Raw genomic sequence first — 22,728 nt, 5'->3', positions numbered from 1 at the left:
ATAAGTCACGCTCAGAAGCGGAGCATCACGCATCGCGCAACAGGTCATTGGCGTTAAGGACTTCGTAGGCGATCTCCGGGCGTTTTTCCATGGCGCGGCGGATGGCGGCCGGGATGGCTGCGCGGGTCTTTCTGCACAGCCCCGGCAGGTCGCCGACGTGGATGCCGATGCCGCGCATGGTTCGCACTTCATTGAAGCTTGGGACGATGTCGACGCGGATGCCCAGTTGCTCGAGCATTCGGCGTTGCAGGTGCTCTAGGTCCTGGAGGCTGGAAAGGTTTTCCAGGCGCTCGATCAGGCGCTTTTCTTCCGTGCGCGTCAGGAACAGGATGCGCACGTCCGCGCCCGGTGTTTCAAGCAACGGGTCACGCCCGCAATCGCAGGCGCCGGGTGGGCAGGGTTGGCGGATCGGAGCAGAGGTGGTCATGGGGTTCAATCATAGAGCGCTGTGATTGAGTTTGCCCATAGGGATTGAACGGATCGAGCATTTGCAGGAGATCCCCTGTGGGAGCTAGCCTGCTGGCGATGGTGGATCAGCCACATTGATGTCGACTGACACTCCATCGCTAGCAGGCTAGCTCCCACATGGGGTTGTTGCAGACCTATTACTTGAGTACCAACATCCGATAGACCCCGTTCTCGGCCTCAATCCCGTGGGTGTCATGGGTGAAGCCGGGGAAGGATTTGTCGAAGGTTTCCAGCGCCTTGAGATAGGCCAGCAACGGCCCGTCCGCAGGGCCGGCGTTTTCGCCCGGCATCAGCAGTGGAATACCCGGTGGATACGGCACGATGCCGGTGGCGGCGATGCGTCCGGCGGCTTCCTCCAGGGTGACCAGTTCGATGTCGTTGCGCACCAGTTTCTCGTACGCCTCCACCGGGCTGAAGACCGCTTGCGGCAAGGTGCCGAATGCATTGGCCATAGCCGAGGTGGTCTTGTGTTGCTTCATGGCGGCGAAGATTTCGTCGGCCAGGTCTTTGAGGCCCATGCCGGCGTAACGGGTCTGGTTGCCGGCCAGCAGGTCCGGCAGGCACAGCTCCAGTTCGACGTTGTCGTCATAGTCGCGCTTGAAGTCGAGGAGGGCGTTGACCAGTGTGCCCCACTTGCCTTTGGTAATGCCGATGGAGAACAGGAACAGGATGGTGAAGTCGGTGGTTTTCTCGACGACGATGCCCTGGCGCCCAAGGTATGCAGTCAACACGCACGCCGGGATGCCGGTCGGGAGCAGGTTGCCGTCGTCGCCCATGCCAGGGCTGAGCACCGAGACCTTGATCGGGTCCAGCATGCAGTAGCCTTCTTCGATGTCGCCGAAACCGTGCCACACCTCGTTCGGGTGCAGGACCCAGCAGTTCGGTTCGGTTTTGAGCAGCACCGGGTCGACTTCATGGAACGGCACCGTGGCATTACCGACTTGCACGGTCGGCGGCTGCCAGCAGGTGAAGAACCAGTCGTTCTTGCTCAGCATCTCGTTGTGCATGCGCGAGATGACCTGCCGGAAAGACACGGCTTCCTCGATGGATTCGTTGGTGAGGATCTGCCCGCTGGGCGCTTCCATCATCGCCGAACTGACATCGCAGGAGGCCATGATCGCGTAGTTGGGCGAGGTCGAGGCGTGCATCATGTACGACTCGTTGAAACGCCCGTGCTCGATCGGGTTACGGCCGTTGCGCACGTGAATCATCGAGGCCTGGGACAGCGCCGCGAGCAGCTTGTGGGTTGATTGGGTGGCGAACACGGTGGGCTTCGAATCATCGTGATCGTCGGGGCTGCCGTGCATGGCGTGGCGGTCGCGGTACAGCGGGTTGAAGCGCGCGTATCCGTACCAGGCCTCGTCGAAGTGCAGGCGGTCGACACTCTGGCCCAGCAGCTCTTCAACGCGCGTGACGTTGTAGGTCAGGCCGTCGTAGGTCGAGTTGGTAATGATCGCGTGCACCGGCGTCGGGTCGATGCCGTCCTTGACCATCGGGTTGTTGGCGATGGCCGCTTTCACGCCTTCGGCGCTCAGGGTCTGCGGGAGGATCGGACCGATGATGCCGTAGCGGTTGCGGGTCGGCACCAGGTAGGTCGGCAGCGCCCCGGAGAGGGTCATCGCATGTTCGGCGGACTTGTGGCAGTTACGGTCGCACAGGGCAATCTGGTTGCGCGTGACGCTGGCCATCAGGATCACGCGGTTGGACATCGACGAACCGTTGGTTACGTAGTAGGTGCGGTGGGCGCCGAACACCTTGGCGGCATACCGCTCGCCCTGGCCGATGGGGCCGCTGTGATCGAGCAGCGAACCGAGCTCACCGACGGAAATCGACAGGTCGGAACGCAACAGGTTTTCCCCGAAGAACTCGTAGAACGCCCGGCCTGCGGTGCTTTTCAGAAACGCGGTGCCACCGGCATGACCCGGCGTGTGCCAAGAGTACTCATAGGACCTTGCGAACTTCACCAGCGCGCCGAACATCGGCGGCAGGGCGGCCTGACGATAGCGCTCGATGGCCGCCAAAATGCGTCCGCTGAGGAAACGGCTGGTGTCTTCCGGCAGCCAGATGAAGTCATCGGCGTGCTGCATGACCACCAGCGGAATGTTCGACGCGGTGCTGCGGTCACTGATCAGGAACACCGGCACGCGAGTGTTGCGTTCACGCAGGCTGACCAGCAGTTTGATGCATTCTTCGTGGTCCTCGCTGTCGTCCATTTCCCAGCTCAGCAGCACGCATTGAATGGCCGGGTCCGAACGCAGGATCGAGGTGGCGTCGCTCAAGGATTCGGAGGCCAGCACATGGATCGCTCGCTCTTCCACGTCGTTGACCAGTTGTTGCAGGGCGCGGCCGAAGACGGTGCGTTTGTCCGGCGGGCTGCTGACCAGCAGGGTCAGCATGCCGAGCGAGTGTCGATATTCCGTCATGATTGAGTCTCCAGTGCGACAGATTTCAGATTGTTGACCGGTACCGGTTCAGCGGTGAGGTGCTGCGCACTCACGGTCTGTGTCGGTACGCTGTTGTTGAGCGCTTCAAGACGAATCAGGCGGTTGTTGACGAAACCGAACAGCGTGTAGCCGAAGATGGTCGCCACGCCGCCGAGCATCAGTGCCTGTTCACCGGAGCTGTACAGCGCCAGGTAGCTGTAGGCCGCCGCGACCCAGGCGATGATGTTGGTGGCCAGGGCCTTGCTCGCAGGAACGTTGGAGACCTTTTGCATGGTCATCAACGCGGCCATCGACAGGATGTACGGCACCAGGTTGGTGACCACTGCGAGGTTGACCAGGGTGTCGAACTGTTTGCTCAGGTCGGGACTGATGGTGAGCAGTGCCAGCGCAGTCTGCGCCGCCAAGAGCACCAGCATGCCGACAATCGGCGTGCCCGCCTTGTTGGCCTTGGCGAAGATCGACAGGAAGTAACCGGTGTCGGCCGAGCTTTTGTACACCTGAGCGATGGTGAACTGCCAGCCGAGCAACGAGCCGATGCAGGCGAGCACCATCGCGGCCATCACGATGTCGCCGATCAGCGGGGTGAACATTTTGGCGAACACCAGGCCAAACGGCGCCGTGGATGAAACCAGCTCCGCGTTGCCGACGATGCCGAAGATGACGTTGGTGGAGACGATGTAGATCACCGCCGCCCCCAGCGTGCCGCCAAGGACCGCAATCGGCACGTTCTTCTCGGGGTTTTCCACCGCATCGGTGTTGGCGCAAGCCGACTCCAGGCCGAGGAACGCCCACAGGGTGATCGCCACCGAGGCACCGGCCGCTTCGAACCAGGACTTGTCGTGAGGGTTCCAGCCAGCGGCGTAGATGCTGCTGTCGAACCAGAACCAGCCCACGGTCGACACCAGCACCACGGGGGCGATCACACCCCAGACGGTGATAGCGCCGATCCGGCCAGTGATCCGCGCACCGCCGAAGTTGGCGAAGGTGGTGAGCCACAACAGCGCGATGGTCGCCAGGCCCACTTGCAGTGAGTCGAGCTTGATGTTGAACAGCACCTGGATGTAACCCACGGCGGTGATGCTGATCGCCACGTTGGCAATCAACAGTGACAGGCCATAGGTGTAGTTGGTGATGTAGTTACCGGCCTTGCCGAAGGTGTATTCGGCATAACCGCCCATGCCGCCGGTCTTTCGACTGAGCATCCCGCAACGCGCAAAGGCATAGGCCAAGGCGAGTGAGCCGGTGGCTGTCACCAGCCAGGAAAGTATGGAAATGGCGCCCACTTCCGCCAGTTTTGTAGGGAGTAACACGATGCCTGAGCCCAACATGTTGACGGCGGTCAACATTGTCAGTTGCCCCACACTCATTTTTTTTGCGACTGACATTCCGTTGCCTCATTAGTTGGCGGAGAGAGTCTTAGCTATAGCAAAGGATTGAAATGTCGCAAGAAAATGACTTTTGTTTAATGACGCAGATCAGTTTGTTGACGGAAGGCAATATGCTGGCCCCCACGGCTGTTGATTGTCGCCAGAATCGCCGTATTTTCAGGCGGTTAGGGTGGCTTTTACATGCGGAATGTGTGGATCGGGCTGATCTCGCTCAGCGTTGCGGGCCTTGCAGTTTCTGCCCAGGCCAAGGAACTGAAGTCCGGTGATACTTATATGTGCAGTTGGGGGGCGGGAACGGCTGCCAGAGCGCAGGAACTCAAGTTGTCCGGGGTTTCGCTGTATGCCGCGCGGCAGAAACTCCAGACTTATAAGTTCGCTAAATCGTGGATGCGGATGATGGCGATGGGCATTACTGAACAAACTTATGACAGCCCGACACGGATGAAGCCGGCGGCGGTCCGACAGAGTTTTTATGATGATTGTGTGAAGTACAAGTTGGCGCGCAAATAGGGGTAAATCACGACTTCGCAGGCGCTGCCGAAGGCTGCGACCGGTTGATCTTGTTCTAGAAAAACAAAATCAAAAGATCGCAGCCTCGTTGCACTCGACAGCGCCTACAGTCGAGTCGCGTCGGTTGTCAGGCAACCACGCGATAACACGGCACATACGCGGCGCCACCGGGCAACTTCATCCGGTGCTGGGCGACGAAGGCTTTGAGCAGTTGGTCCAGCGGCTGCATGATCGCCGCGTCACCGCGGATCTGGTACGGACCGTGTTCCTCGATCAGGCGGATGCCCTTGTCCTTGACGTTGCCGGCGACGATGCCAGAGAACGCGCGGCGCAGGTTGGCGGCCAGCTCGTGGGCCGGCAGGTCGCGGCTCAGTTTGAGGTTGGCCATGTTTTCGTGGGTCGGGTCGAATGGGCGCTGGAAGCCCTCGTCGATTTTCAGCAACCAGTTGAAGTGGAACGCGTCGTTGCGCTCGCGGCGGAACTGTTTCACCGCTTTGAGACCCGCGGTCATTTGCCGGGCGACTTCGGCCGGGTCGTCGATGATGATCTGGTAATGCTGCTTGGCGGCTTCACCCAGCGTGGCGCCGACGAAGGCGTCGAGTTGCTCCAGATACGGCGCGGCATGTTTAGGGCCGGTGAGGATGACCGGGAAGGGCAGGCCTTCGTTGTCCGGGTGCATCAGGATGCCGAGCAGGTACAGGAACTCTTCGGCCGTACCGGCGCCGCCCGGGAAAATGATGATGCCGTGGCCAACGCGCACGAAGGCTTCCAGGCGCTTCTCGATGTCCGGCAGGATCACCAGTTCGTTGACGATCGGGTTCGGCGCTTCGGCAGCGATGATGCCGGGTTCGGTCAGGCCCAGATATCGGCCGCCGTGGATGCGCTGCTTGGCGTGGGCGATGGTGGCGCCTTTCATCGGGCCTTTCATCACGCCGGGGCCGCAACCGGTGCACACGTCGAGGCTGCGCAGGCCCAGTTCGTGGCCGACTTTCTTGGTGTATTTGTATTCTTCGGTGTTGATCGAGTGGCCACCCCAGCACACCACGATCTTCGGCTCGACGCCGGGGCGCAGGGTGCGGGCGTTGCGCAGCAGGTGGAACACGTAGTCGCTGATACCCTGGGAGGTGCTCAGGTCGATGCGTTGGCTGTCGAGTTCGTTTTCGGTATAGACAATGTCGCGCAGGGCGCTGAACAGCATTTCGCGGGTGCTGGCGATCATTTCGCCGTCGACGAAAGCGTCGGCCGGGGCGTTCAGCAGTTCCAGGCGCACGCCGCGGTCTTGTTGGTGAATGCGGATTTCGAAGTCCTTGTAGGCTTCGAGGATGGTCTTGGCGTTATCGACATGGGCGCCGGTGTTGAGGATGGCCAGGGCGCATTGGCGGAAGATGTTGTAGGTGCTGCCGGATCCGGCTTCGCTCAGTTGCTGGACTTCCCGCTGGGAGAGTGTTTCCAGGCTGCCTTTCGGGCTGACCGAAGCGTTGATTACTTGTCGTTGGGTCATTCAATGATCCTTAAAACGATGTCATTCCTACAAAAACAACGAATGGCATCCGAATAGTGTGTATCCATGAAAGAAGATGGCACGAACTGCGCGGTCTCGCCATGTCCCCGTTTGACGATGAAAAGATGAAAAGGAGCCCCAGCATAGCTAAGTCCTTCGCAGAGGCGATAATGGCCCGCAGTCTTTTTCGACTCGGATTGTTTTTTACCACTGAAGCCAAGGAACCCCGACGCAATGTTCGAAATCCAGCCAATGGACGCGCAAACCTACCGGCAGCAGACGCGGCGCAGCACGCTGATCATTGCGCTGACTTTCGTGGCGCTGGCGATGGTGCTCTCCACGGCGGCTGTGGCCATGTTCGGCGAGCCTGGCGGCGACAACCTGCGGTTCAACATCGGCGGTGTGTTCGCCGCGGTGTTGCTGATGGCGGCCCTGATGCGCAAAGTGTTCTGGACCCAGGAATGGATGGCGCCCGCGGTCTATAGTTGGCAGCTCAAGCGCAGCCTGATGAGCGTCACCAATGTGATGCACCACGTCACTGCGGCGGTAGAGGCGGGAGATCCGACGGCGATGAAGCTGCTACGGTTCTATCATCTGGGGTTGAACCAGATGCATCAACTGGACGGTAATTCCAGCGATCATGGGCAACTGGCCCGGGAAATGGAGCAGCACAAGGTGCGAATGGAGGCACTGGGCCTGGACACCGAACAGACACAACTGGACCCGGTGTGGCTGGAGGCGGTGAAGCGCTGATCCTGTTCCGCTGCTTACCTTGTAGCAGCAGGCTTCGCCAACTGCTACGGATTGTTGTCATGGCTTGACTGACTGACAGGAAGCCTGTTTTTTGTAAGCTTCAAGGAGCGAGCTTCATGGGCCATCCATCCATTTACGACCGAATCGAAAAAAGCCGCCCCGGCGTGGCCCGGCTCAAGATCCGCTCTGCGGTAACGCTGATGGTCGCGGTGTGCCTGTCGATGGCGGTGATTGTCATCTGGGAAGCCTGGAGTTCGCGCCAATATCATCTGCATGACAAGGAAGTGGCGATGTCCAACCTTGCGCAGACATTGGCCTCGCAAGCGCAGGCGTCGATCAAACAGGCGGATACCTTGCTGTTTACCCTGGTCGACCGCCTGGAAAACGAGGGCATCGACGAAGGCCGGATCAATCGCTTGCAGCGCCTGCTCAGTGCCCAGCGTAGTGAACTGAGCCAGATTCACGGGCTGTTCGTGTATGACGAAACCGGGCAGTGGATTGCCAATTCAAACGGCGCCGAAGTGGGCGTCGCCAACAATTCCGACCGTGAGTACTTCATCTTTCACCGCGATCACCCTGATCGCGGTCCGCACATCGGGCCATCGATCAAAAGCCGCTCCAGCGGCGAATGGATCATGACTGTGTCGCGACGGATCAATCACCCCGACGGCAGCTTTGCCGGCGTTGCGCTGGCGACAATCTATCTCAGCCACTTCCTGCAGCTCTACGACAGCATCGACATCGGCAACAACGGTGTGATCAACCTGATTGCCGACGATGCCCGCATTGTCGTCCGTCGGCCGTTCCATGAAGCGGACATCGGCAGCAGTTTGGCCAAGAGCCCGTTGTTCACCCAACTGCTGCCCACCAGTAGTTCGGGAACAGCCAGACTCAAATCGATCATCGACGGCGTTGAGCGTGTTACGGGCTATCGACGGGTCGAAGGTTATCCGCTGGTGGTTTTTGCCGCGCTGAACCAGGACGAAGTGTTGGCCAGCTGGCGCAAGGAGTCGTTACTCAGTGCGGCCATCGTCTCGTTGCTGCTGGGATTTCTGGGTGTACTGGGTTATCGCCTGATCAAGTTGATGCAGCAGCAGAACCGCATTCAAGTGGAATTGCTCGGTGCCCAGGACAAACTGCTGGAGGTCAATCGCAACCTGGAGCTGCTGGCGCTGGAAGACGCGCTCACCGGGTTGGCCAACCGGCGTCAGTTCGATCTGTTTATCCAGGCCGAAGCGGGACGTGCCCGGCGCAACATGACCGGTCTGGCGCTGTTGATGATCGATGTCGACTATTTCAAAGCGTTCAACGATCGCTACGGTCACCTGGCTGGCGACGATTGCTTGCGCAAGATCGGCGCGATCATCGTCGACAACATCAAGCGTCCCGGTGATCTGGCTTCACGTTTTGGCGGGGAAGAGTTTGCCGTGGTGCTGCCCGCTACCGATTACGTGGGGGCATTTCTGCTGGCGGAGAAAATCCGTAACGCGGTACTTGCCAGCGGCCTGCAGCACAGTGAAAGTCCCGAAGGCGTGGTGACGGTGAGCGTCGGCGTCTGCGGTTACGACCCGGCTTCGCAGTTTGCTACCGACGACTTGATCGGGGCGGCCGACAAGGCGTTGTACGTGGCCAAGGCCAGCGGTCGCAACATGAGCGTGATCGCCAACTGAAGTTCAGACAAAACGGTCACTGCCCTGCACCAGTTTGCTGGACAGGTACGATTGCTTGAGCTTTTCCAGCCACCAGCCCAAGGCTCGGCCATCGTGATCACCGCGCCAGCCGGCATACAGAATGTTCGGTTCACGCGGGTCGGCCATCTGTTTTTCAACCAGCGTACCGTTTTTCAGCAACGAGCCGACGCGATGCCTTGGCAGCCAGCCCACGCCCAATCCATCGCATTGCGCGAGGATTTTTGCGCGCATGGTCGGCACCGCCAACACCGCTTGCCCACCGGAAACGCCATACGTGCTGCCCTCGGTGGCGCGGGAGGAATCGGCCACGACAATCGCCCGGTGCTGCGCCACCACGGCACGGGAGAGCGGTTCCGCGGCCTTGGCCAGCGCGTGCTTGGGCGAGACGGCGAAGACCCATTCCATTTCGCCCAGTTGCATCCAGCGCAGGGACGGGATCGGCGGGGGTTCGTTGGTGGCGCCGATGATCAGATCCGCGCGACCTTCTCGCAGGGCTTCCCAGACACCCCTGAGCACTTCCTGGGTGATGCGCAACGGAACCCCGGAGCCCAGGGCATCGAATTCGTGAATCACCGGGATCAGCGTTTCGAACTCCAGCAGTTCGTCGGTGACGATCCACAAGCGGCTCTCCCAGCCATTGGCCACTTGCTGCACCCGTTTGGTCAGGCGCGAGACGTCCTGCATCAACCGCGCTGCTTCGTTGACCAGCAGTTCGCCCGCCGGGGTCAGTTGCAGGCGGTAGCGGCGACGGTCAAATAACAGGGCATCGAAACGCTCCTCCAGTTGCCGCGCGGCATAAGACACGGTCGACGGCGCCTTGCCCAGTGCGGCCGCGGCCCGCGACAGGCTGCCGGTTTCGCGGATGGCTTGCAGCAGCGTCAGGTCTTCAGTCGACAGCATGTTCAAGTTCCTTGAGGGGTAGATCAAAAGATCGCAGCCTTCGGCAGCTCCTACGGTGATCGAGTCTAGGAGTTGACGAAGGCTGCGATCTTTTCAGGCTGACCACTGTTTGATCAATCGAAGATAGACCAGCCCGTTGACCAACAACACCAGAGCGCCCAGCCACAGTTGAATGGCCGGGGTCAGGCCGGCCGGGTAAATCACCGGCCACACATAATGTTCGATGAAGCCGGCGCCATAACCGCTTTGTCCGGCGGCGTGGCGCATCAGGTTTTCCCAGCGTGTCAACGGGCAGGGCAGGTGAAAAAGCTCCACCGCCATACCCCACGCGGCGGCGGGCAGGTGCCACCAAATCAGGTGGCGCCATTTGAGCACCAGCAACCCGCCGAACAAAACGAAGACAATGAACGCCAGATGAAACAGCACCAGCCCATCGGCGGCGATTCGGTAGAACATGTTGACTCCCGCAGGCGTCAGGCGATCGCACCATGGTACTCGGGCGGATGGCCGCCACCCTATCGATTGTTCAACGCCGCCAGCACAACCTTCAACCGCGCCACCATGGCCTCGCTGCTGCGTTGCATCGGGGCGCGCAGTTCATCGCCGATCAAGCCTTGGAGGGCCAGGGCGGTTTTCACCGGGGCGGGATTGGGCTCGATGAACAGGCTTTGAATCAGCGGCAGCAGTTCGAAAAATGTTGCGCGGCCTTGCGCTAATTGGTGGTCTCGCAGCTGTTGGAACAACGTCACGAAGCGCTCGGGATGCACATGGGCCGACGCCGCAATCGCGCCTTTGGCGCCCAGGCACAAGGCACTGAAAATCTGGTTGTCTTCACCACACAGCACATCGACATGCCCCGAAGCGATCAGCGCCAGCGTGTTGGTCAGGTTGCCGCCGCAGTCCTTGATCGCGACGATGCGCTCATGGGCAACGATGTTGAGCAGGGTCGCCTGTTCGAAGGTCGCGCCGGTGCGATAGGGAATGTCATAGAGAATCAGGGGTACGCTGGACGCATCGGCAACGGTCTTGAAAAACCCTTCAAGCCCGGCCTGGGACGGGCGAATGTAATACGGCGCCGGAACCAGCAAGCCCGCGACCGGGCGTTTGAGAATTTCACTCTGAAATTGCAGCAGTTCGGTCAGGTTGTTGCCGGCCAGGCCCATGACAACGCGATGGGGGGGCACTTGCTCCAGCACGGCATCGAGTACCGCCAGTTGTTCGTGCTTGCCCATGGCCGCCGGCTCTCCGGTGGTGCCGCAGACAATCACGCCGTCGACGCCTTTTTCCAGCAAATGGTTGACCAGCCGCCGCAACCCGACGAAATCGATGGCGCCATTGTGGAACGGTGTGACGAGTGGAACCCAGATACCTTGAAACGATGACATGCACTTTCTCCTGATGGTTGACCGAATTCGTCACCGTCAGGAGCGTGGAAGGAGAGTAAGCAAGGGGAGGGTGGTCCGTCGCGCTCAATGTCCTGTCAGCTCATCTGACGGGACAGCGCGCCCCGGTCACATGAGCGACTGTTTCTTCGATTTGAGGGCGTTCGCAACGCAACCTTGCGCCTTGGCAATCAAGCCAATGACGGAAGAGTCGAGATTGAAGGTTGCGGACATCTTTGCTTACACCCTAAGTGAGGCGCCCAGTTTTAAAAGTCGGCGCGCTGTTTGTCAATCGCGAAAATCGCTGATCTGCGCGCGCGCGCGTCCGTTGTGCTTGGCCTGATACAGCAACTTGTCGACCTGTTCGACGAATTCCAGAGCCGTATTGTGCAACGACGCGTGGGTGACGCCGACACCCAGGCTCACGCTCAACAACGGTGAAACGGCGGAAAACGCGTGGGTGATCCGCTGCTGGCGAATCAGGTGAAGGCATTTGTGCGCCACCAGCCCGGCCGATTCGGCATCGGTGTCGGGCAACAGCCAGACGAACTCTTCACCGCCGATGCGGGCAATGAAGTCCCGAGGGCGGTTGGCGGCCTTCGACAGCGTGCGGGCCACCTCGCGCAGGCATTCGTCGCCCTTGATGTGGCCGTAGTGGTCGTTGTACTGCTTGAAGTAGTCGATATCCAGAATGATCAGCGACAACGGCGAGCCGGTGCGTTGCGCGGTGCTCCATTCGCGTTCCAGCACGGTGTCGAACATTCGCCGGTTGGCGATGCCGGTCAGGCCGTCCTGGAAGGAATACTCTTCGAGTTGCTTTTGCAGGCGCAGCAGGTGTTCTTCGGTTTTCTTGCGCTCGCTGATGTCGAACATGAACCCCACCAGCGCTTCGACTTCACCGTCCTTGCGCACCACGTGCACCACATCGCGGATCCACACGTAATCGCCGCTGAGGGTCAACGCGCGGTAGTCCGCCTCATGGTCCACGCCGGCCCGCGACTGAGAGACGCAGAAGCCCACCACGTAATCGCGATCATCCGGGTGCATGCGTTCGACCCAGTCGTTGACGCCGACCCAGCTGTCCTGCTTCCAGCCCAGCAGGCTCTCGATCTGCGGGCCAATGTAGCTGAACGTCATGGTTTTCCAGTCGATGCGCCAAGGAATCGCCTTGGTCGATTCAAGCAGGGTTTTGTAGACATCGCTGTCGGTATCGACTGAACTCATGGGGCTGCACCGGGTGGGAAAAAATGCAGCGCCATCATGTTGCTACTACCGGGCCTGCGCAAGCGGTCAGCCGATGAGCGGCAATGTGCGCAAGATTGTTCAAGCCATTGGCGGCGACTGCTGGCACAGTCTGGCGACTTTCTTTGGTTGTAGAGTGTTATGTCCAATTCACACTTGCCGCGCAGTGCGTTTCTTCGCGGTGCCGCAGCGATCATGCCGTTGTCTTTGGCCACCGCGCCTTGGGGCTTGCTGGCCGGTTCCATGGCCATCGAGGCCAATCTCACACCCCTGCAAGGCCAGGGTTTGTCGAGCATCGTATTTGCCGGCGCCGCGCAACTGGTGGCCATCGGCATGCTGAAGGGCGGTGCCGGGATTTTTTCAATCCTGTTGACCACGCTGTTGCTGACTTCCCAGCATTTGCTCTATGGAATGAGCATGCGTTCGGTCATTTCGCCGTTGCCGGGTCGCTGGCGGGTCGGGTTGGGGTTTCTGCTGACCGACGAGTTGTTTGCCTTGACCAGCCAGCACGACAAACAACAATTTGATCGCTGGTATGCGCTGGGCGTCGGTCTGACGTTTTACATCGCGTGGAACCTCTTCACCCTGGCCGGCATCGTGCTGGGCAGCAGTATTCCCGGTCTTGAACACATTGGGCTGGATTTCTCCATCGCGGCCACGTTCATTGCGTTGATCACCCCGGTGGTGCGCAACGTGCCGACGGTGGTCTGTGTCGCGGTTTCGTTGTTCTGCTCGGTGCTGTTCAGCTACTGGCAATGGGGCTCGGCGCTGGTGTTGTCGGGTCTGGCGGGGATGACCGCCGGCTTTATCTGCAACAAATTCCAGGGAGCGCGCACATGATGGTCTGGGCAGTGATTATCGGCATGGGCGTGTTGGTGTTTCTCAATCGCTACGTGTTCCTCGAACCTCGGCTGCCGGTACGCCTGAGCAGCAACGCGCGGCAGTTTCTCGGTTTCGCCGTGCCGGGGATGTTGACGGCGATTTGCGGGCCGATTGTGTTCATGCCGGACAAGCAATTGAACCTGCAATGGCACAACCCGTACCTGATCAGCTCGCTGGTGGCGGTTGGCCTGGTCCTTTATACCCGCAACACGTTGCTCAGCATGTTGTTGAGCATGGGCTTCTTCTTTTTGCTGCGCTGGTGGCTGTGAGCCGGGCACGGGAATCTGTTCTACGCTTAAAACGGATGGCTGATCCCTTCAGGAAGAGAGGTGAACATGGCAAACGACCCCACGCGTGCGGAACCGGAAGACGACAAGGATGAACCGACTGAAGAAGAGCTGGAGCAGCAGAGAAAAGCGGAGAAGACCTGGAAGCACGACGACAGCCGCGAGCTGTCGGATCGCGATATTGAGCGTCCGTTGAAACCCTGACCGGGTTCCAGACACGACAAAGCCCCGTTTTTTAGCGGGGCTTTGTCATGTCTGCGGACCGTTACCTGGATTATTCCAGAGTGATCGGGAAGTCCGGATGAGCGGCTCGAAAACCCAATGTCTTGTCGATCCAGGCGTTCAGCTCGTTGACCATTACCGGCGGTTTGCCAGGGTAGTTTTCGAGGGTTGAAACCAGGACTTCATTGATATTGGGGATAGAACGCAAGTTACGGGTCTGTATGTATTGCCCGATGAAACAGTCGAGTTGATAGTGCTCTGTCTTTGTAAGATAAACGCACGCCAGACTCACGACTTGATCATTTGTAAAATCGTCGCGCAATTTAGTTCTCTGCAAGGCTTGGTGTATGGGATTTCCTGAATTATTGACTCTTTGGTCAACTGGTGAGGCAACTGGAAATACGGCGCGAATACTAGCGTTAGCGACATAAAATGTATGCAATGCGACTGAGTGGTCAGACCAGCGGTTAACGCTTCAACGCAAGCGTTAAATGATTGAAACAGTGGTTGTAAAGTTAGTAACTTAATATTTCAGGCAATGCTGTTAATTATGTCTGTATCACTGTCGTTATTGACAGTTTCAGTTCACTTCAACAATTAATTCCGGCCCTTGGTGTCGGGTATTGCCAACCGCTTTGCCGACCTTGTGCCAGTTGAAGGCGTCGCTGTTTTCACCTTGCAAAAGTACCATTTGCTCGGCGCGCTCCCTGGGCGTGGCCGGGTCCAGCCATTCCCGTGCCAGTTCCGCCGAAAACACCACGGGGCGACGGTCATGAATGTCCAGCATGCCGCCGGCGCTGTCGGCAGTGATGATGACAAAACCGTCGTCTTCCCTGGGCGCGGCATTGCCTGTCGGAAACTGGCCGATCGCGGCACAGAACACCGGCCCTTGGTCACGACGTCGAATCAGCCAGGGTTGCCGCGTACCGTCCCCGGCATCGACCCATTCAAACCAGTTGTCGACCGGGCAGATCGCGCGGTGGGGCCAGATCGCCCGGAAAAACGGCCCGTGGGCCACTTTCTCGACCCGGGCATTGATCGGTGCGGCGCGATCCTTGGCCCAGTGCGGGCGCCAGCCCCAGCGCTGAGAGTCGGCATGCAAGCCGTCCTCCTCTAGATGCAACAGCGCCAGTTGTGTGGTCGGCGCGGCGTTGTAACGCGCCAAAGGCTGATCCCCGACGTGATTGATCAGCGCATCGGGAATGCTCAGCGCCGCCACAAAGTCGTGGATGCCCCGGTATTGCGACAAGCGTCCGCACATCGACTGAATCCTCCGCTCGGGATTTTCAGTCTAGTTGCCTCAAATCACATGCGCCCGTTGCAACTCGGTCAACGACAACGCTTTCAGTTGCGCCAGCAGCGGGTCGCGCCGATCACGGGGATGCGCCAGTTGCACCGCCAGTTCCTGACGAATACTGCTGGGGCGATTGTCCATCACCAGCACGCGATCACTGAGGTACAACGCCTCGTCGACATCGTGGGTCACCAGCAGCAGGGCGATGGCGTGGCGTTCGGCCAGTTGCAGCAGCAGGTCCTGGAGTTTCATCCGGGTAAACGCATCCACCGCGCTGAAGGGTTCGTCGAGCAGCAACACTTGCGGTCGCGAATAGAGCCCGCGGGCGATCGCCACACGCTGCGCCATGCCACCGGAAAGTGCCTTGGGCAACGCCTGGGCAAAACCATCGAGGCCGACTTCCTTGATCAATTGCGCGACCCAGGCTTTGTCGTAATGCTTGTCGGCGCTGAAGCCGATGTTTTGCTCGACCGTCAGCCAAGGCATCAGCCGCGGTTCCTGAAACACGAAAGCCACTTCACCGGCGCTGCTGCGCAGCGTGCCCTGGAAGTCTTTTTCCAGCCCGGCGACGATCCGCAGCAAAGTACTTTTGCCGCAACCGCTGGGGCCGAGCAGGCTGACGGCTTCCCGGGCCTTCAACTGTAAATGGACGTTGTTGAGAACGGTCGTCGCGGCGAAGGATTTGCGCTCGACGTGGATATCCAGCAAGTGTCCGGTCATGGCTCAACCCTCCGCGCTTTGGCCGTTGAACGTATCGCGCCAGGCCAGGAAGCGTTTTTCCAGGCTGGCAAGCAGGCCGTCGCTGAGTTTGCCCAGCAGCGCCAAAACGATGATCGCTGCCAGCACGATGTCCGGGCGTGACGTCTCGCGACCGTCGCTGAGCAGATAACCCAGGCCTTTGGTGGCAGCGATCAGCTCGGCAGCCACCAGAAACATCCAGGCCAGGCTCAAGCCGCTGCGCAAACCGGTGAACAGGCCGGGCAGGGCGGCGGGCAGCAGAATCCGCTGCACCAGGCGACGACGGCTGAAACCGTACATTTGCCCGACCTCTACCAGTTTGCGGTCGATGTTGCGGATGGCCGCGACGCCGTTGAGGTACACCGGGAAAAACGCGCCAATGGCGATCAGGACGATTTTCGAGGTCTCGTCGATGCCCAGCCACAACAGTAACAAAGGCACCCAGGCCAGGCTCGGGATCGAGCGCAGGCCGGCGAACGTCGGTTCCAGCCAGGCTTCGGCTTCACGGCTCAACCCCACCCACGCGGCAAACACCAGGGCCAGGCTTGCGCCGATGACGAACCCCAGCAATACGCGCAACAGACTGGCGCCAATGTGTTTCCACAGCGCACCTTCGGCCAGCTCCTTGAGGGTCAGGGCGATTTCGCTGGGAGCAGGCATTTGGTAGGACGGCAGCCAGCCGATGCGCACGACGAACTCCAGCATCAGCAGGATCAGCACCGGTAGCGCCAGAGCCTTGAGGCGCAGGCGCCAGACCGTGTTCAGGCGACGCGGCACCGATAAAGCCAGAGGCGCGGGGAGGGTTTTGCTTTTACTGGTCATGAGGTTCTCCAGTCACGACAAGATCAAAAGATCGCAGCCTGCGGCAGCTCCTACAGGGACCCAATGGAGGCGCTGCCGCAGGCTGCGATCTTTTGCTGTTACTGACGAGCGACGGTTTCCTTGAAACCGGTGTCGATCAATTGATCAATGACCTGATCGACGTTCACACCACGACGTACCAGTTCCTCGGAAACCAGAATCGGTGCGGCGGCTTTTGAGGCGATCACATCCTTGGCGGTCAACTGCGGGCTGCTCAGGTCGGTACGTGACAGTTGCAGCTTGGCCACTTCCAGTGGCAATCCGGATTCGGTGGCGAGCAGTTTGGCCAGTTCTTCAGGATTTTTTACCGCCCATTCCCGGGCCTGTTCGTAGGCTTTCAGTACGGTGTCGATGGTTTGCGGATGTTCCTTGGCGTAGCTGTCCGTGACGCTGACCACGCCATAGCTGTTGAAACCGGTGTTGCGGTACAGCAGGCGCGAACCGGCCTGGACCTGGCTGGCGGCCATGTGCGGATCGAGACCGGCCCACGCGTCGACGTCTCCTTTTTCCAGCGCCGTGCGACCGTCCGGGTGCTGCAAATGCACCAGCTCCACATCGTCTTTGCTCAGACCGGCCTGTTGCAGGCTGCGCAGGGTGAACAGGTACGGATCGGTGCCTTTGGTGGCGGCGATTTTCTTGCCCTTGAGGTCGGCCACGGTTTTGTACGGTGAATCTTTGCGCACCACCAACGCCGTCCATTCAGCGCGGCTATAAACGTAAACCGATTTGATCGGGCTGCCGTTGGCGCGGCTCAAAACCGCCGCGAGGCTGGCGGACGAGGCGAAGTCGACACCGCCGCTGTTGAGGTATTCCAGCGAACGGTTGCTGCCCTGGCTCAGCACCCAGCCGACTTTGGTCTGGGGCAGGGCCTTTTCCAGAAAACCGAAATGCTTGAGCACCAGGCTGACCGGTGAGTAATAGGCGTAATCCAGGTGCACTTCGGCCGGCGGCGCTTCCGCCGCTTGGGCGACGGATTGCAAGCTCAGGGCCAGGGCGCACGCGCCGAGCAGGGACTTGATCAATGGAAAACGGAAGGCGGGTTTCATGGGGCGGCTCCGGGCAAGGCGGCGAGATTCTTATGTCCAAAAAATTATTTTTCACAGCTGCTTCCTGCATAAAAGGAATATTGCAGGCTCTGTGCCATGTTCGCGGATGCAGCGGTTTTCAAGGCTTACAGGGCGATTCAAGCGACACAGGGCTGCACCGCAGAACACAGTCTGTTGAGTCACTGTTGGTGGGCGAACACTTGGTCGGGCGAGTCATGAGCTTATGCATAAATCGAATTTCAACTGCTTCTTGTAAGAGCGTTATGGTCTATCGCATTCGCCTTCAAGGAGTCCCTGATGAACCTGTCCCGATTCGTGCGCGGTCTGTTGACCAGCGCTTTGTTTACCGCGCCTTTGGCCTACGCTGCCGAGCCTGTCGTCCTGCATGTCGGGGACCAGAACTACTACAACATTCGCGCCTCGGTGGAAGCCTCGGGGGTGTTGAAAGACGCGCCGTACACCGTCGACTGGAAACATTTCCAGGCCGCCGCTCCATTGGCCGAGGCGCTTAACACCGGCGCGCTGGACCTGGGCTTTCTCGGTGATTCGGGCTTTCTGTTTCTGGCGGCCAAGCAGGCACCGGTCAAGTTGATCGGCGTGTCGCGGCAGAACCCCGACACCATCGCCTTGCTGGTGCCCAAGGACTCGCCGGTGAAAACCATTGCGGACCTCAAAGGCAAGAAAGTCGCCTATTGGCCCGGTGCCTGGAGCCAGCAGCTGACCTTGCGCGCCCTGGAAAAAGCCGACCTGCCGGAAGACTACGTCGACTTCATCAAGCTGATGCCAATCGATGCCGCTGCGGCATTGCCCCAGGGCAGCATTGATGCGTTTCCCGTGTGGGAACCGTACATTTCCCAGCAAATCCTGTTCTCCGGCGCGCGGCCCATTCTCACCGCCAAGAACCTGATGCCGGGCCTGAGTGCCATTGCCGCATCGACGCCATCGATCGACAGCAAGCGTGAAGCCATTGCCGACTTTCTCGGTCGCCTGAAAAAAGCCCGGGCCTGGGTCGATAACAACACTGACGAATACGCCGACCTGTGGGCGAAGAAGGCCAATCTCGACCAGAACGTATCCCGCCACTGGCTGCGCCAGGCGCACATGACGGTCGGCCCGGTCGATGCGCAGGCTGCCAAGGATTTGCAGAGCACCGCGGACTTCCTGTTCAAGGTCAAGGCTCTGCCGGCGGAACTGGCCACCGCGCCGATCATCGATGGCTCATTCCAGCAGGCGCTGGCGCAGTAAACGAGCCTCGGAACCAAACACTGTGTACCCTTATCCAACCTCGGCTCGCAGCACTCTGCGGGCCGAAGAAGGATGAACGGGCGAAGTAATTTTGCCGTTTGACGTGTTGACCGAAACGGTCCGGCCCAAGGCAAAAAATGAAACAGATGTTCAAGGTTCTATCGGTGTTGGCCATGGCGGCCGGTCTGCTGGGCTGCATCGCTGCCCCCATCGAAATGACGCCGCAGACCGAACAACGGCTGCGCGCGCAACCGCCAATCCGCTTTCTGCTGACATTCGATGACGGTCCCAGTGCGTCGAGTTTCTGGAATCCCACCGAAACGGTGCTCGACAGCCTGGCGGTGAATCCGCTGCAACCGGATATCAAAGCCGTGTTCTTCGTGCAGACCCGCGCCACTCGGGCTGGCAACAGTGAGATTGGCCGCGCGGTCATGCACCGCGAGCGCGATGCCGGGCACATTCTGGCCTTTCATACGGCCACGCCTTCACACACCAACCACCGTTCTCTGGACGCGCAAGCACTGCAGCAAGCGCTCACCGATGGCAGTGCCGATATCGCCGCGATCAGCGGTGCGCCGCCAACCCTGGTGCGTCCGCCATTCTGGAGCTACGACAAGCGCACCTTCGCCGCCTATCAACAGCATGGCTTGCACGTCTTGCTGACCGACCTGAGCGCCAATGACGGCAAGATCTGGGGCTTCAATGCCAGCCCGCGCCGTCGCTCGCACATGCTGCGTTCGATGTCTGAAGTGCGCGAGCGCATCGCCCGGGGTGAACTGCCAGTGGTGGACGGGGTGATTCCGGTGGTGGTGACCTTCCACGACCTCAATCGCTACACCGCCCGGCATACCCGCGAGTACCTGCAAATCCTGCTCGACAGTGCGCAGGCCACGGGGGTGAAGACCGCAGACCAGCCGTTTTACATCGACACCGCCGAACTGCAACGGGCGGCGATGGCGCGCACGTTGCGTGACAGTTCGCAGCCTGTTGAGCTGCCGGGCGTGTGGAACTGGATCTGGAAGGACAATCCTCACTGAACAATCTGCTCAAAGTGAGAAGTATTTAACATTGTTTGCTGGCGCAAACTCTGAAAAGCCGATCTATGCTGAAACGGATCCAAACCGATCAACTGTCGCCGGAGGCGTCAGCCATGCTTCCCATTTCGGTTCTTTGCAACATCGTCGAGTCTGGTTTTGAGCCCTTGTCCTGCGAGTGCACGGAAACCTTGGGGTTGCTGCGCATTGAAGTTTTTGAACCTGTTTCCGGGGACGTCAAGTTGTTGCTCGACGGTGTTTCGACCGAGCAACTGACCAGCGTGCGCGCCATCTCCGACCTGATCGGCGAATTGCGCACCGAGATGAGTGCCGGTCGCCGGGCGTTTGCCGGCTGAAACGTCCCAGTTAAATGTGGTTTAGCCCTGCGGCAGCAGCTCATCGATCATCCGCAAACAATGGTTCAAACCCGGTGATACATCACCCACCCGCCGACTGAGAATGATCGGCGAGGTCGCGTTGTCTTCCAGTAAGGGCGTGAAGCCTATGTCGTCGCGGTGCAGCAGTTGCACCGAGGCCGGCACCAGCGTGACCCCAATTCCGGCCCCGACTAGCCCGATCGCCGTTTGTAGTTCGTTGGTCCATTGCGCCACGTGAATGCTCACCCCATAGGATTCGAACAGTGCGATGACGTGGTCGGCATAGCTCGGTCGCGGATTGCCGGGGTACAGCACAAAGGGTTCTTTGGCTAGATCGCGCAGGCTGATGGGGCCAGCGAGCAGCGGGTGGCCGGCGGGCAGGGCGGCAACCAGGCGGTCCTCGGTCAATACGGTCTGGATGATGGCCGGATCGTCGATGCGGATACGCCCGAAGCCGATATCGATGCGCCCGGCCTTCAGCGCCTGCACCTGTTGCAGGGTGGTCATTTCCGACAACCCCAACTCCAGCTCCAACGGCTCGCCACTGCGCAGCCGACGGATCAGCTCCGGCAGCACGCCGTACAACGTCGACGGCGCAAAGCCGATGCCCAGCCAGGTCTTTTCTCCCAGCCCGATGCGTCGCGTGTTGTCGCAAATCTTGTTCAGTTGTTCGAGCAGGGCGGTGGAGTGTTCATGGAAGAACCGCCCGGCGTCGGTCAACTTCAGCGGCCGCCCGCGCTCCAGCAGGATCACCCCGAGTTCATCCTCCAATTGTTGGATTTGACGGCTCAAGGGCGGTTGCGCGATGTGCAGCAACTCGGCGGCGCGGGTGAAGTTAAGGGTTTGCGCCAAAACCTGGAAATAACGCAGGTGCCGCAGTTCCATGGAGCCTCCAGAAGTCAGTCGATTGCATACCTTAAAGGTATCAAGTCAGACCAATTCTATATTGGCATCGAGAAAAAAGCCGTACGAGAATCGATTCAAGAACTCCAAGAACCTGACGGGTATTGAAATGCTAGCTACCGCCATTGAGTCGATCGAGACGATCATCGTCGACCTGCCGACCATCCGCCCGCACAAGCTGGCGATGCACACCATGCAGAACCAGACCCTGGTGATCATTCGTGTGCGGTGCGCCGACGGCATCGAAGGCATCGGTGAATCCACCACCATCGGTGGCCTGGCCTACGGCAACGAAAGCCCGGACAGCATCAAGACCAACATCGACAAGCACTTCGCGCCCCTGTTGATCGGCCAGGACAGCGGCAACGTGAATGCCGCCATGTTGCGCCTTGATCGCAGCATCCGTGGCAACACCTTCGCCAAATCCGGTATCGAAACCGCGCTGCTCGACGCTCAGGGCAAACGCCTGGGCCTGCCGGTCAGCGAACTGCTCGGTGGCCGCGTGCGTGATGCGCTGCCGGTGGCCTGGACGCTGGCCAGTGGCGATACCGAAAAAGACATCGCCGAAGCGGAAAAAATGCTCGACCTGCGTCGCCACCGCATCTTCAAACTGAAGATCGGCGCCGGCGAGGTCAACCGCGATCTGGCCCACGTCATCGCCATCAAGAAAGCCCTCGGCGACCGCGCCAGCGTGCGGGTCGACGTCAATCAGGCCTGGGACGAAGCCGTCGCGCTGCGTGCCTGCCGGATTCTCGGGACCAATGGCATCGACCTGATCGAACAACCCATCTCACGCAACAACCGCGCCGGTATGGCCCGCCTGAACGCCATGAGCCCGGCGCCGATCATGGCCGACGAATCCATTGAATGTGTAGAAGATGCGTTCAACCTGGCCCGCGAAGGCGCGGCTTCGGTGTTCGCCCTGAAAATCGCCAAGAACGGCGGCCCGCGCGCCGTATTGCGCACCGCCTCCATCGCCGAAGCAGCCGGTATTGCCCTGTACGGCGGCACCATGCTCGAAGGCGGCCTGGGCAGCATGGCATCGGCTCACGCCTTCGTCACCCTGAATAAACTGGCATGGGACACTGAGCTGTTCGGCCCGTTGCTGCTGACCGAAGACATTCTCAGCGAGCCGCTGGTTTATCGCGATTTCGAACTGCATGTGCCGAACACTCCGGGTCTGGGCCTGAGCCTGGATGAAGAACGCCTGGCGTTTTTCCGCCGTGACAAAACATCCACCGCCATTCATCAAGCCTGAGGAGAGCATTATGCTGTTCCACGTAAAAATGACCGTGAACCTGCCGGTCGACATGAATCCCGAAGCGGCGGCCAAATTGAAGGCTGACGAAAAAGCCCTGGCGCTGCGCCTGCAAGATCAAGGCAAGTGGCGTCACCTGTGGCGAATAGCCGGACACTACGCCAACTACAGCGTGTTCGATGTCGACAGCGTCCAGGAATTGCATGACCTGTTGATGCAACTGCCATTGTTCCCGTACATGGCCATCGAAATCGACGCGATGTGCCGGCATCCTTCTTCCATCCGTGACGACGACCGCTGAG

The 22,728-nt window shown here is 59.8% G+C and carries 25 protein-coding genes; 11 read left to right on the top strand and 14 right to left on the bottom strand.

Annotation, left to right across the window (positions count from 1 at the left end):
• Positions 1-25: 25 nt before the first annotated feature.
• The 3 genes from KVG88_RS05420 to potE form a co-directional block, all read right to left on the bottom strand.
• On the bottom strand, positions 26-427 hold the full coding sequence (locus tag KVG88_RS05420) for a hypothetical protein (RefSeq protein ID WP_217870601.1): 402 nt from the start codon (positions 425-427) through the stop codon (positions 26-28).
• Positions 428-605: 178 nt separating this feature from the next.
• Entirely contained in the window at positions 606-2,891 is a 2,286-nt protein-coding gene (locus tag KVG88_RS05415; RefSeq protein WP_217870600.1) for an Orn/Lys/Arg family decarboxylase, read from the bottom strand.
• Entirely contained in the window at positions 2,888-4,297 is a 1,410-nt protein-coding gene (potE, locus tag KVG88_RS05410; RefSeq protein ID WP_217870599.1) for a putrescine-ornithine antiporter, read from the bottom strand. The genes KVG88_RS05415 and potE overlap by 4 nt, the downstream gene beginning before the upstream one ends.
• A gap of 183 nt (positions 4,298-4,480) precedes the next feature.
• Here potE and KVG88_RS05405 point away from each other — a divergent pair, with 183 nt between their 5' ends.
• Positions 4,481-4,810 carry a hypothetical protein gene (locus KVG88_RS05405; RefSeq protein ID WP_150703531.1) on the top strand — a complete coding sequence of 110 codons (330 nt, stop codon included), beginning with the start codon at positions 4,481-4,483 and terminating at the stop codon, positions 4,808-4,810.
• A gap of 127 nt (positions 4,811-4,937) precedes the next feature.
• Here KVG88_RS05405 and ppnN read toward each other — a convergent pair whose 3' ends face one another.
• On the bottom strand, positions 4,938-6,311 hold the full coding sequence (gene ppnN, locus KVG88_RS05400; protein WP_217870598.1) for a nucleotide 5'-monophosphate nucleosidase PpnN: 1,374 nt from the start codon (positions 6,309-6,311) through the stop codon (positions 4,938-4,940).
• Between the two features lie 234 nt (positions 6,312-6,545).
• On the opposite strand from ppnN, the gene KVG88_RS05395 reads away from it, so the two are divergent.
• Positions 6,546-7,064: a DUF3087 domain-containing protein gene (locus KVG88_RS05395; RefSeq protein WP_217870596.1), complete on the top strand. Its 519-nt coding sequence runs from the start codon at positions 6,546-6,548 to the stop codon at positions 7,062-7,064.
• A 116-nt stretch (positions 7,065-7,180) separates the two neighbouring features.
• Positions 7,181-8,734 (top strand): sensor domain-containing diguanylate cyclase, encoded by a 1,554-nt coding sequence (locus KVG88_RS05390; protein ID WP_150703528.1) that lies wholly within the window; start codon positions 7,181-7,183, stop codon positions 8,732-8,734.
• Positions 8,735-8,737: 3 nt separating this feature from the next.
• Here KVG88_RS05390 and KVG88_RS05385 read toward each other — a convergent pair whose 3' ends face one another.
• The 4 genes from KVG88_RS05385 to KVG88_RS05370 form a co-directional block, all read right to left on the bottom strand.
• A complete protein-coding gene (locus tag KVG88_RS05385) occupies positions 8,738-9,655 on the bottom strand; it encodes a LysR family transcriptional regulator (protein ID WP_217870590.1) in 918 nt (305 codons plus the stop codon).
• Between the two features lie 93 nt (positions 9,656-9,748).
• Positions 9,749-10,111, bottom strand: coding sequence for a DUF2784 domain-containing protein (locus KVG88_RS05380; RefSeq protein WP_217870588.1), 363 nt, complete (start codon positions 10,109-10,111; stop codon positions 9,749-9,751).
• 59 nt (positions 10,112-10,170) lie between these two features.
• Positions 10,171-11,040 carry a 4-hydroxy-tetrahydrodipicolinate synthase gene (gene dapA / locus KVG88_RS05375; RefSeq protein ID WP_217870585.1) on the bottom strand — a complete coding sequence of 290 codons (870 nt, stop codon included), beginning with the start codon at positions 11,038-11,040 and terminating at the stop codon, positions 10,171-10,173.
• A 285-nt stretch (positions 11,041-11,325) separates the two neighbouring features.
• Entirely contained in the window at positions 11,326-12,261 is a 936-nt protein-coding gene (locus KVG88_RS05370) for a sensor domain-containing diguanylate cyclase (protein WP_150703524.1), read from the bottom strand.
• Between the two features lie 159 nt (positions 12,262-12,420).
• Between KVG88_RS05370 and KVG88_RS05365 the strand changes: the two genes are divergently transcribed.
• The 3 genes from KVG88_RS05365 to KVG88_RS05355 all read left to right on the top strand — a co-directional run bounded on the left by KVG88_RS05365 (position 12,421) and on the right by KVG88_RS05355 (position 13,652).
• Positions 12,421-13,119 (top strand): AzlC family ABC transporter permease, encoded by a 699-nt coding sequence (locus tag KVG88_RS05365; RefSeq protein ID WP_150703523.1) that lies wholly within the window; start codon positions 12,421-12,423, stop codon positions 13,117-13,119.
• Entirely contained in the window at positions 13,119-13,430 is a 312-nt protein-coding gene (locus KVG88_RS05360; RefSeq protein ID WP_217870893.1) for an AzlD domain-containing protein, read from the top strand. Before KVG88_RS05365 ends, KVG88_RS05360 begins: the two co-directional genes overlap by 1 nt.
• 66 nt (positions 13,431-13,496) lie before the next feature.
• Positions 13,497-13,652 carry a hypothetical protein gene (locus KVG88_RS05355; RefSeq protein WP_217870584.1) on the top strand — a complete coding sequence of 52 codons (156 nt, stop codon included), beginning with the start codon at positions 13,497-13,499 and terminating at the stop codon, positions 13,650-13,652.
• 70 nt (positions 13,653-13,722) lie between these two features.
• Here the strand turns inward: KVG88_RS05355 and KVG88_RS05350 are convergent, their stop codons facing one another.
• The 5 genes from KVG88_RS05350 to KVG88_RS05330 form a co-directional block, all read right to left on the bottom strand.
• The gene (locus KVG88_RS05350) at positions 13,723-13,992 is read right to left on the bottom strand and encodes a hypothetical protein (protein ID WP_217870582.1); all 270 of its coding nucleotides are present in this window, start codon (positions 13,990-13,992) and stop codon (positions 13,723-13,725) included.
• Between the two features lie 258 nt (positions 13,993-14,250).
• A complete protein-coding gene (locus KVG88_RS05345) occupies positions 14,251-14,931 on the bottom strand; it encodes an SOS response-associated peptidase family protein (protein WP_217870580.1) in 681 nt (226 codons plus the stop codon).
• 39 nt (positions 14,932-14,970) lie between these two features.
• On the bottom strand, positions 14,971-15,684 hold the full coding sequence (locus tag KVG88_RS05340) for an ABC transporter ATP-binding protein (RefSeq protein WP_150703520.1): 714 nt from the start codon (positions 15,682-15,684) through the stop codon (positions 14,971-14,973).
• 3 nt (positions 15,685-15,687) lie between these two features.
• A complete protein-coding gene (locus KVG88_RS05335; protein ID WP_217870576.1) occupies positions 15,688-16,524 on the bottom strand; it encodes an ABC transporter permease in 837 nt (278 codons plus the stop codon).
• A 98-nt stretch (positions 16,525-16,622) separates the two neighbouring features.
• On the bottom strand, positions 16,623-17,609 hold the full coding sequence (locus KVG88_RS05330) for an aliphatic sulfonate ABC transporter substrate-binding protein (RefSeq protein WP_150703518.1): 987 nt from the start codon (positions 17,607-17,609) through the stop codon (positions 16,623-16,625).
• 297 nt (positions 17,610-17,906) lie between these two features.
• On the opposite strand from KVG88_RS05330, the gene KVG88_RS05325 reads away from it, so the two are divergent.
• From KVG88_RS05325 to KVG88_RS05315, 3 genes are all read left to right on the top strand, one after another.
• Positions 17,907-18,854, top strand: a complete 948-nt coding sequence (locus KVG88_RS05325; protein ID WP_217870574.1) for an ABC transporter substrate-binding protein — start codon at positions 17,907-17,909, stop codon at positions 18,852-18,854.
• 137 nt (positions 18,855-18,991) lie between these two features.
• Complete coding sequence (locus KVG88_RS05320; protein WP_150703516.1) at positions 18,992-19,891, top strand: polysaccharide deacetylase family protein; 900 nt, start codon at positions 18,992-18,994, stop codon at positions 19,889-19,891.
• A 113-nt stretch (positions 19,892-20,004) separates the two neighbouring features.
• Entirely contained in the window at positions 20,005-20,244 is a 240-nt protein-coding gene (locus tag KVG88_RS05315) for a DUF1652 domain-containing protein (RefSeq protein WP_150703515.1), read from the top strand.
• Positions 20,245-20,265: 21 nt separating this feature from the next.
• On the opposite strand, the gene KVG88_RS05310 is transcribed toward KVG88_RS05315, so the two are convergent.
• A complete protein-coding gene (locus KVG88_RS05310; protein WP_217870572.1) occupies positions 20,266-21,150 on the bottom strand; it encodes a LysR family transcriptional regulator in 885 nt (294 codons plus the stop codon).
• 127 nt (positions 21,151-21,277) lie between these two features.
• Here KVG88_RS05310 and KVG88_RS05305 point away from each other — a divergent pair, with 127 nt between their 5' ends.
• Together KVG88_RS05305 and catC are read left to right on the top strand one after the other, a co-directional pair.
• Positions 21,278-22,426, top strand: coding sequence for a muconate cycloisomerase family protein (locus KVG88_RS05305; protein WP_217870570.1), 1,149 nt, complete (start codon positions 21,278-21,280; stop codon positions 22,424-22,426).
• A 10-nt stretch (positions 22,427-22,436) separates the two neighbouring features.
• The gene (gene catC, locus KVG88_RS05300; protein WP_034150962.1) at positions 22,437-22,727 is read left to right on the top strand and encodes a muconolactone Delta-isomerase; all 291 of its coding nucleotides are present in this window, start codon (positions 22,437-22,439) and stop codon (positions 22,725-22,727) included.
• Position 22,728: the final 1 nt, after the last annotated feature.

The organism is Pseudomonas azerbaijanoccidentalis (genome assembly GCF_019145495.1).
In the GTDB taxonomy this organism is placed as follows: Bacteria; Pseudomonadota; Gammaproteobacteria; order Pseudomonadales; family Pseudomonadaceae; genus Aquipseudomonas; species Aquipseudomonas azerbaijanoccidentalis.
This window is presented reverse-complemented; position numbering and strand designations above follow the sequence as displayed.

Bases quoted from the DNA above. Each gene is read 5' to 3' on its own strand.
- KVG88_RS05405 (WP_150703531.1), top strand. From the start codon at position 4,481: ATGCGGAATGTGTGGATCGGGCTGATCTCGCTCAGCGTTGCGGGCCTT.
- KVG88_RS05305 (WP_217870570.1), top strand. From the start codon at position 21,278: ATGCTAGCTACCGCCATTGAGTCGATCGAGACGATCATCGTCGACCTG.
- KVG88_RS05360 (WP_217870893.1), top strand. From the start codon at position 13,119: ATGGTCTGGGCAGTGATTATCGGCATGGGCGTGTTGGTGTTTCTCAAT.
- catC (WP_034150962.1), top strand. From the start codon at position 22,437: ATGCTGTTCCACGTAAAAATGACCGTGAACCTGCCGGTCGACATGAAT.
- potE (WP_217870599.1), bottom strand. From the start codon at position 4,297: ATGTCAGTCGCAAAAAAAATGAGTGTGGGGCAACTGACAATGTTGACC.
- KVG88_RS05370 (WP_150703524.1), bottom strand. From the start codon at position 12,261: ATGAGTTCAGTCGATACCGACAGCGATGTCTACAAAACCCTGCTTGAA.
- KVG88_RS05330 (WP_150703518.1), bottom strand. From the start codon at position 17,609: ATGAAACCCGCCTTCCGTTTTCCATTGATCAAGTCCCTGCTCGGCGCG.
- ppnN (WP_217870598.1), bottom strand. From the start codon at position 6,311: ATGACCCAACGACAAGTAATCAACGCTTCGGTCAGCCCGAAAGGCAGC.
- KVG88_RS05340 (WP_150703520.1), bottom strand. From the start codon at position 15,684: ATGACCGGACACTTGCTGGATATCCACGTCGAGCGCAAATCCTTCGCC.
- KVG88_RS05395 (WP_217870596.1), top strand. From the start codon at position 6,546: ATGTTCGAAATCCAGCCAATGGACGCGCAAACCTACCGGCAGCAGACG.
- KVG88_RS05365 (WP_150703523.1), top strand. From the start codon at position 12,421: ATGTCCAATTCACACTTGCCGCGCAGTGCGTTTCTTCGCGGTGCCGCA.
- KVG88_RS05385 (WP_217870590.1), bottom strand. From the start codon at position 9,655: ATGCTGTCGACTGAAGACCTGACGCTGCTGCAAGCCATCCGCGAAACC.
- KVG88_RS05335 (WP_217870576.1), bottom strand. From the start codon at position 16,524: ATGACCAGTAAAAGCAAAACCCTCCCCGCGCCTCTGGCTTTATCGGTG.
- KVG88_RS05420 (WP_217870601.1), bottom strand. From the start codon at position 427: ATGACCACCTCTGCTCCGATCCGCCAACCCTGCCCACCCGGCGCCTGC.
- KVG88_RS05325 (WP_217870574.1), top strand. From the start codon at position 17,907: ATGAACCTGTCCCGATTCGTGCGCGGTCTGTTGACCAGCGCTTTGTTT.
- KVG88_RS05345 (WP_217870580.1), bottom strand. From the start codon at position 14,931: ATGTGCGGACGCTTGTCGCAATACCGGGGCATCCACGACTTTGTGGCG.
- KVG88_RS05315 (WP_150703515.1), top strand. From the start codon at position 20,005: ATGCTTCCCATTTCGGTTCTTTGCAACATCGTCGAGTCTGGTTTTGAG.
- KVG88_RS05390 (WP_150703528.1), top strand. From the start codon at position 7,181: ATGGGCCATCCATCCATTTACGACCGAATCGAAAAAAGCCGCCCCGGC.
- KVG88_RS05355 (WP_217870584.1), top strand. From the start codon at position 13,497: ATGGCAAACGACCCCACGCGTGCGGAACCGGAAGACGACAAGGATGAA.
- KVG88_RS05320 (WP_150703516.1), top strand. From the start codon at position 18,992: ATGAAACAGATGTTCAAGGTTCTATCGGTGTTGGCCATGGCGGCCGGT.
- dapA (WP_217870585.1), bottom strand. From the start codon at position 11,040: ATGTCATCGTTTCAAGGTATCTGGGTTCCACTCGTCACACCGTTCCAC.
- KVG88_RS05310 (WP_217870572.1), bottom strand. From the start codon at position 21,150: ATGGAACTGCGGCACCTGCGTTATTTCCAGGTTTTGGCGCAAACCCTT.
- KVG88_RS05380 (WP_217870588.1), bottom strand. From the start codon at position 10,111: ATGTTCTACCGAATCGCCGCCGATGGGCTGGTGCTGTTTCATCTGGCG.
- KVG88_RS05415 (WP_217870600.1), bottom strand. From the start codon at position 2,891: ATGACGGAATATCGACACTCGCTCGGCATGCTGACCCTGCTGGTCAGC.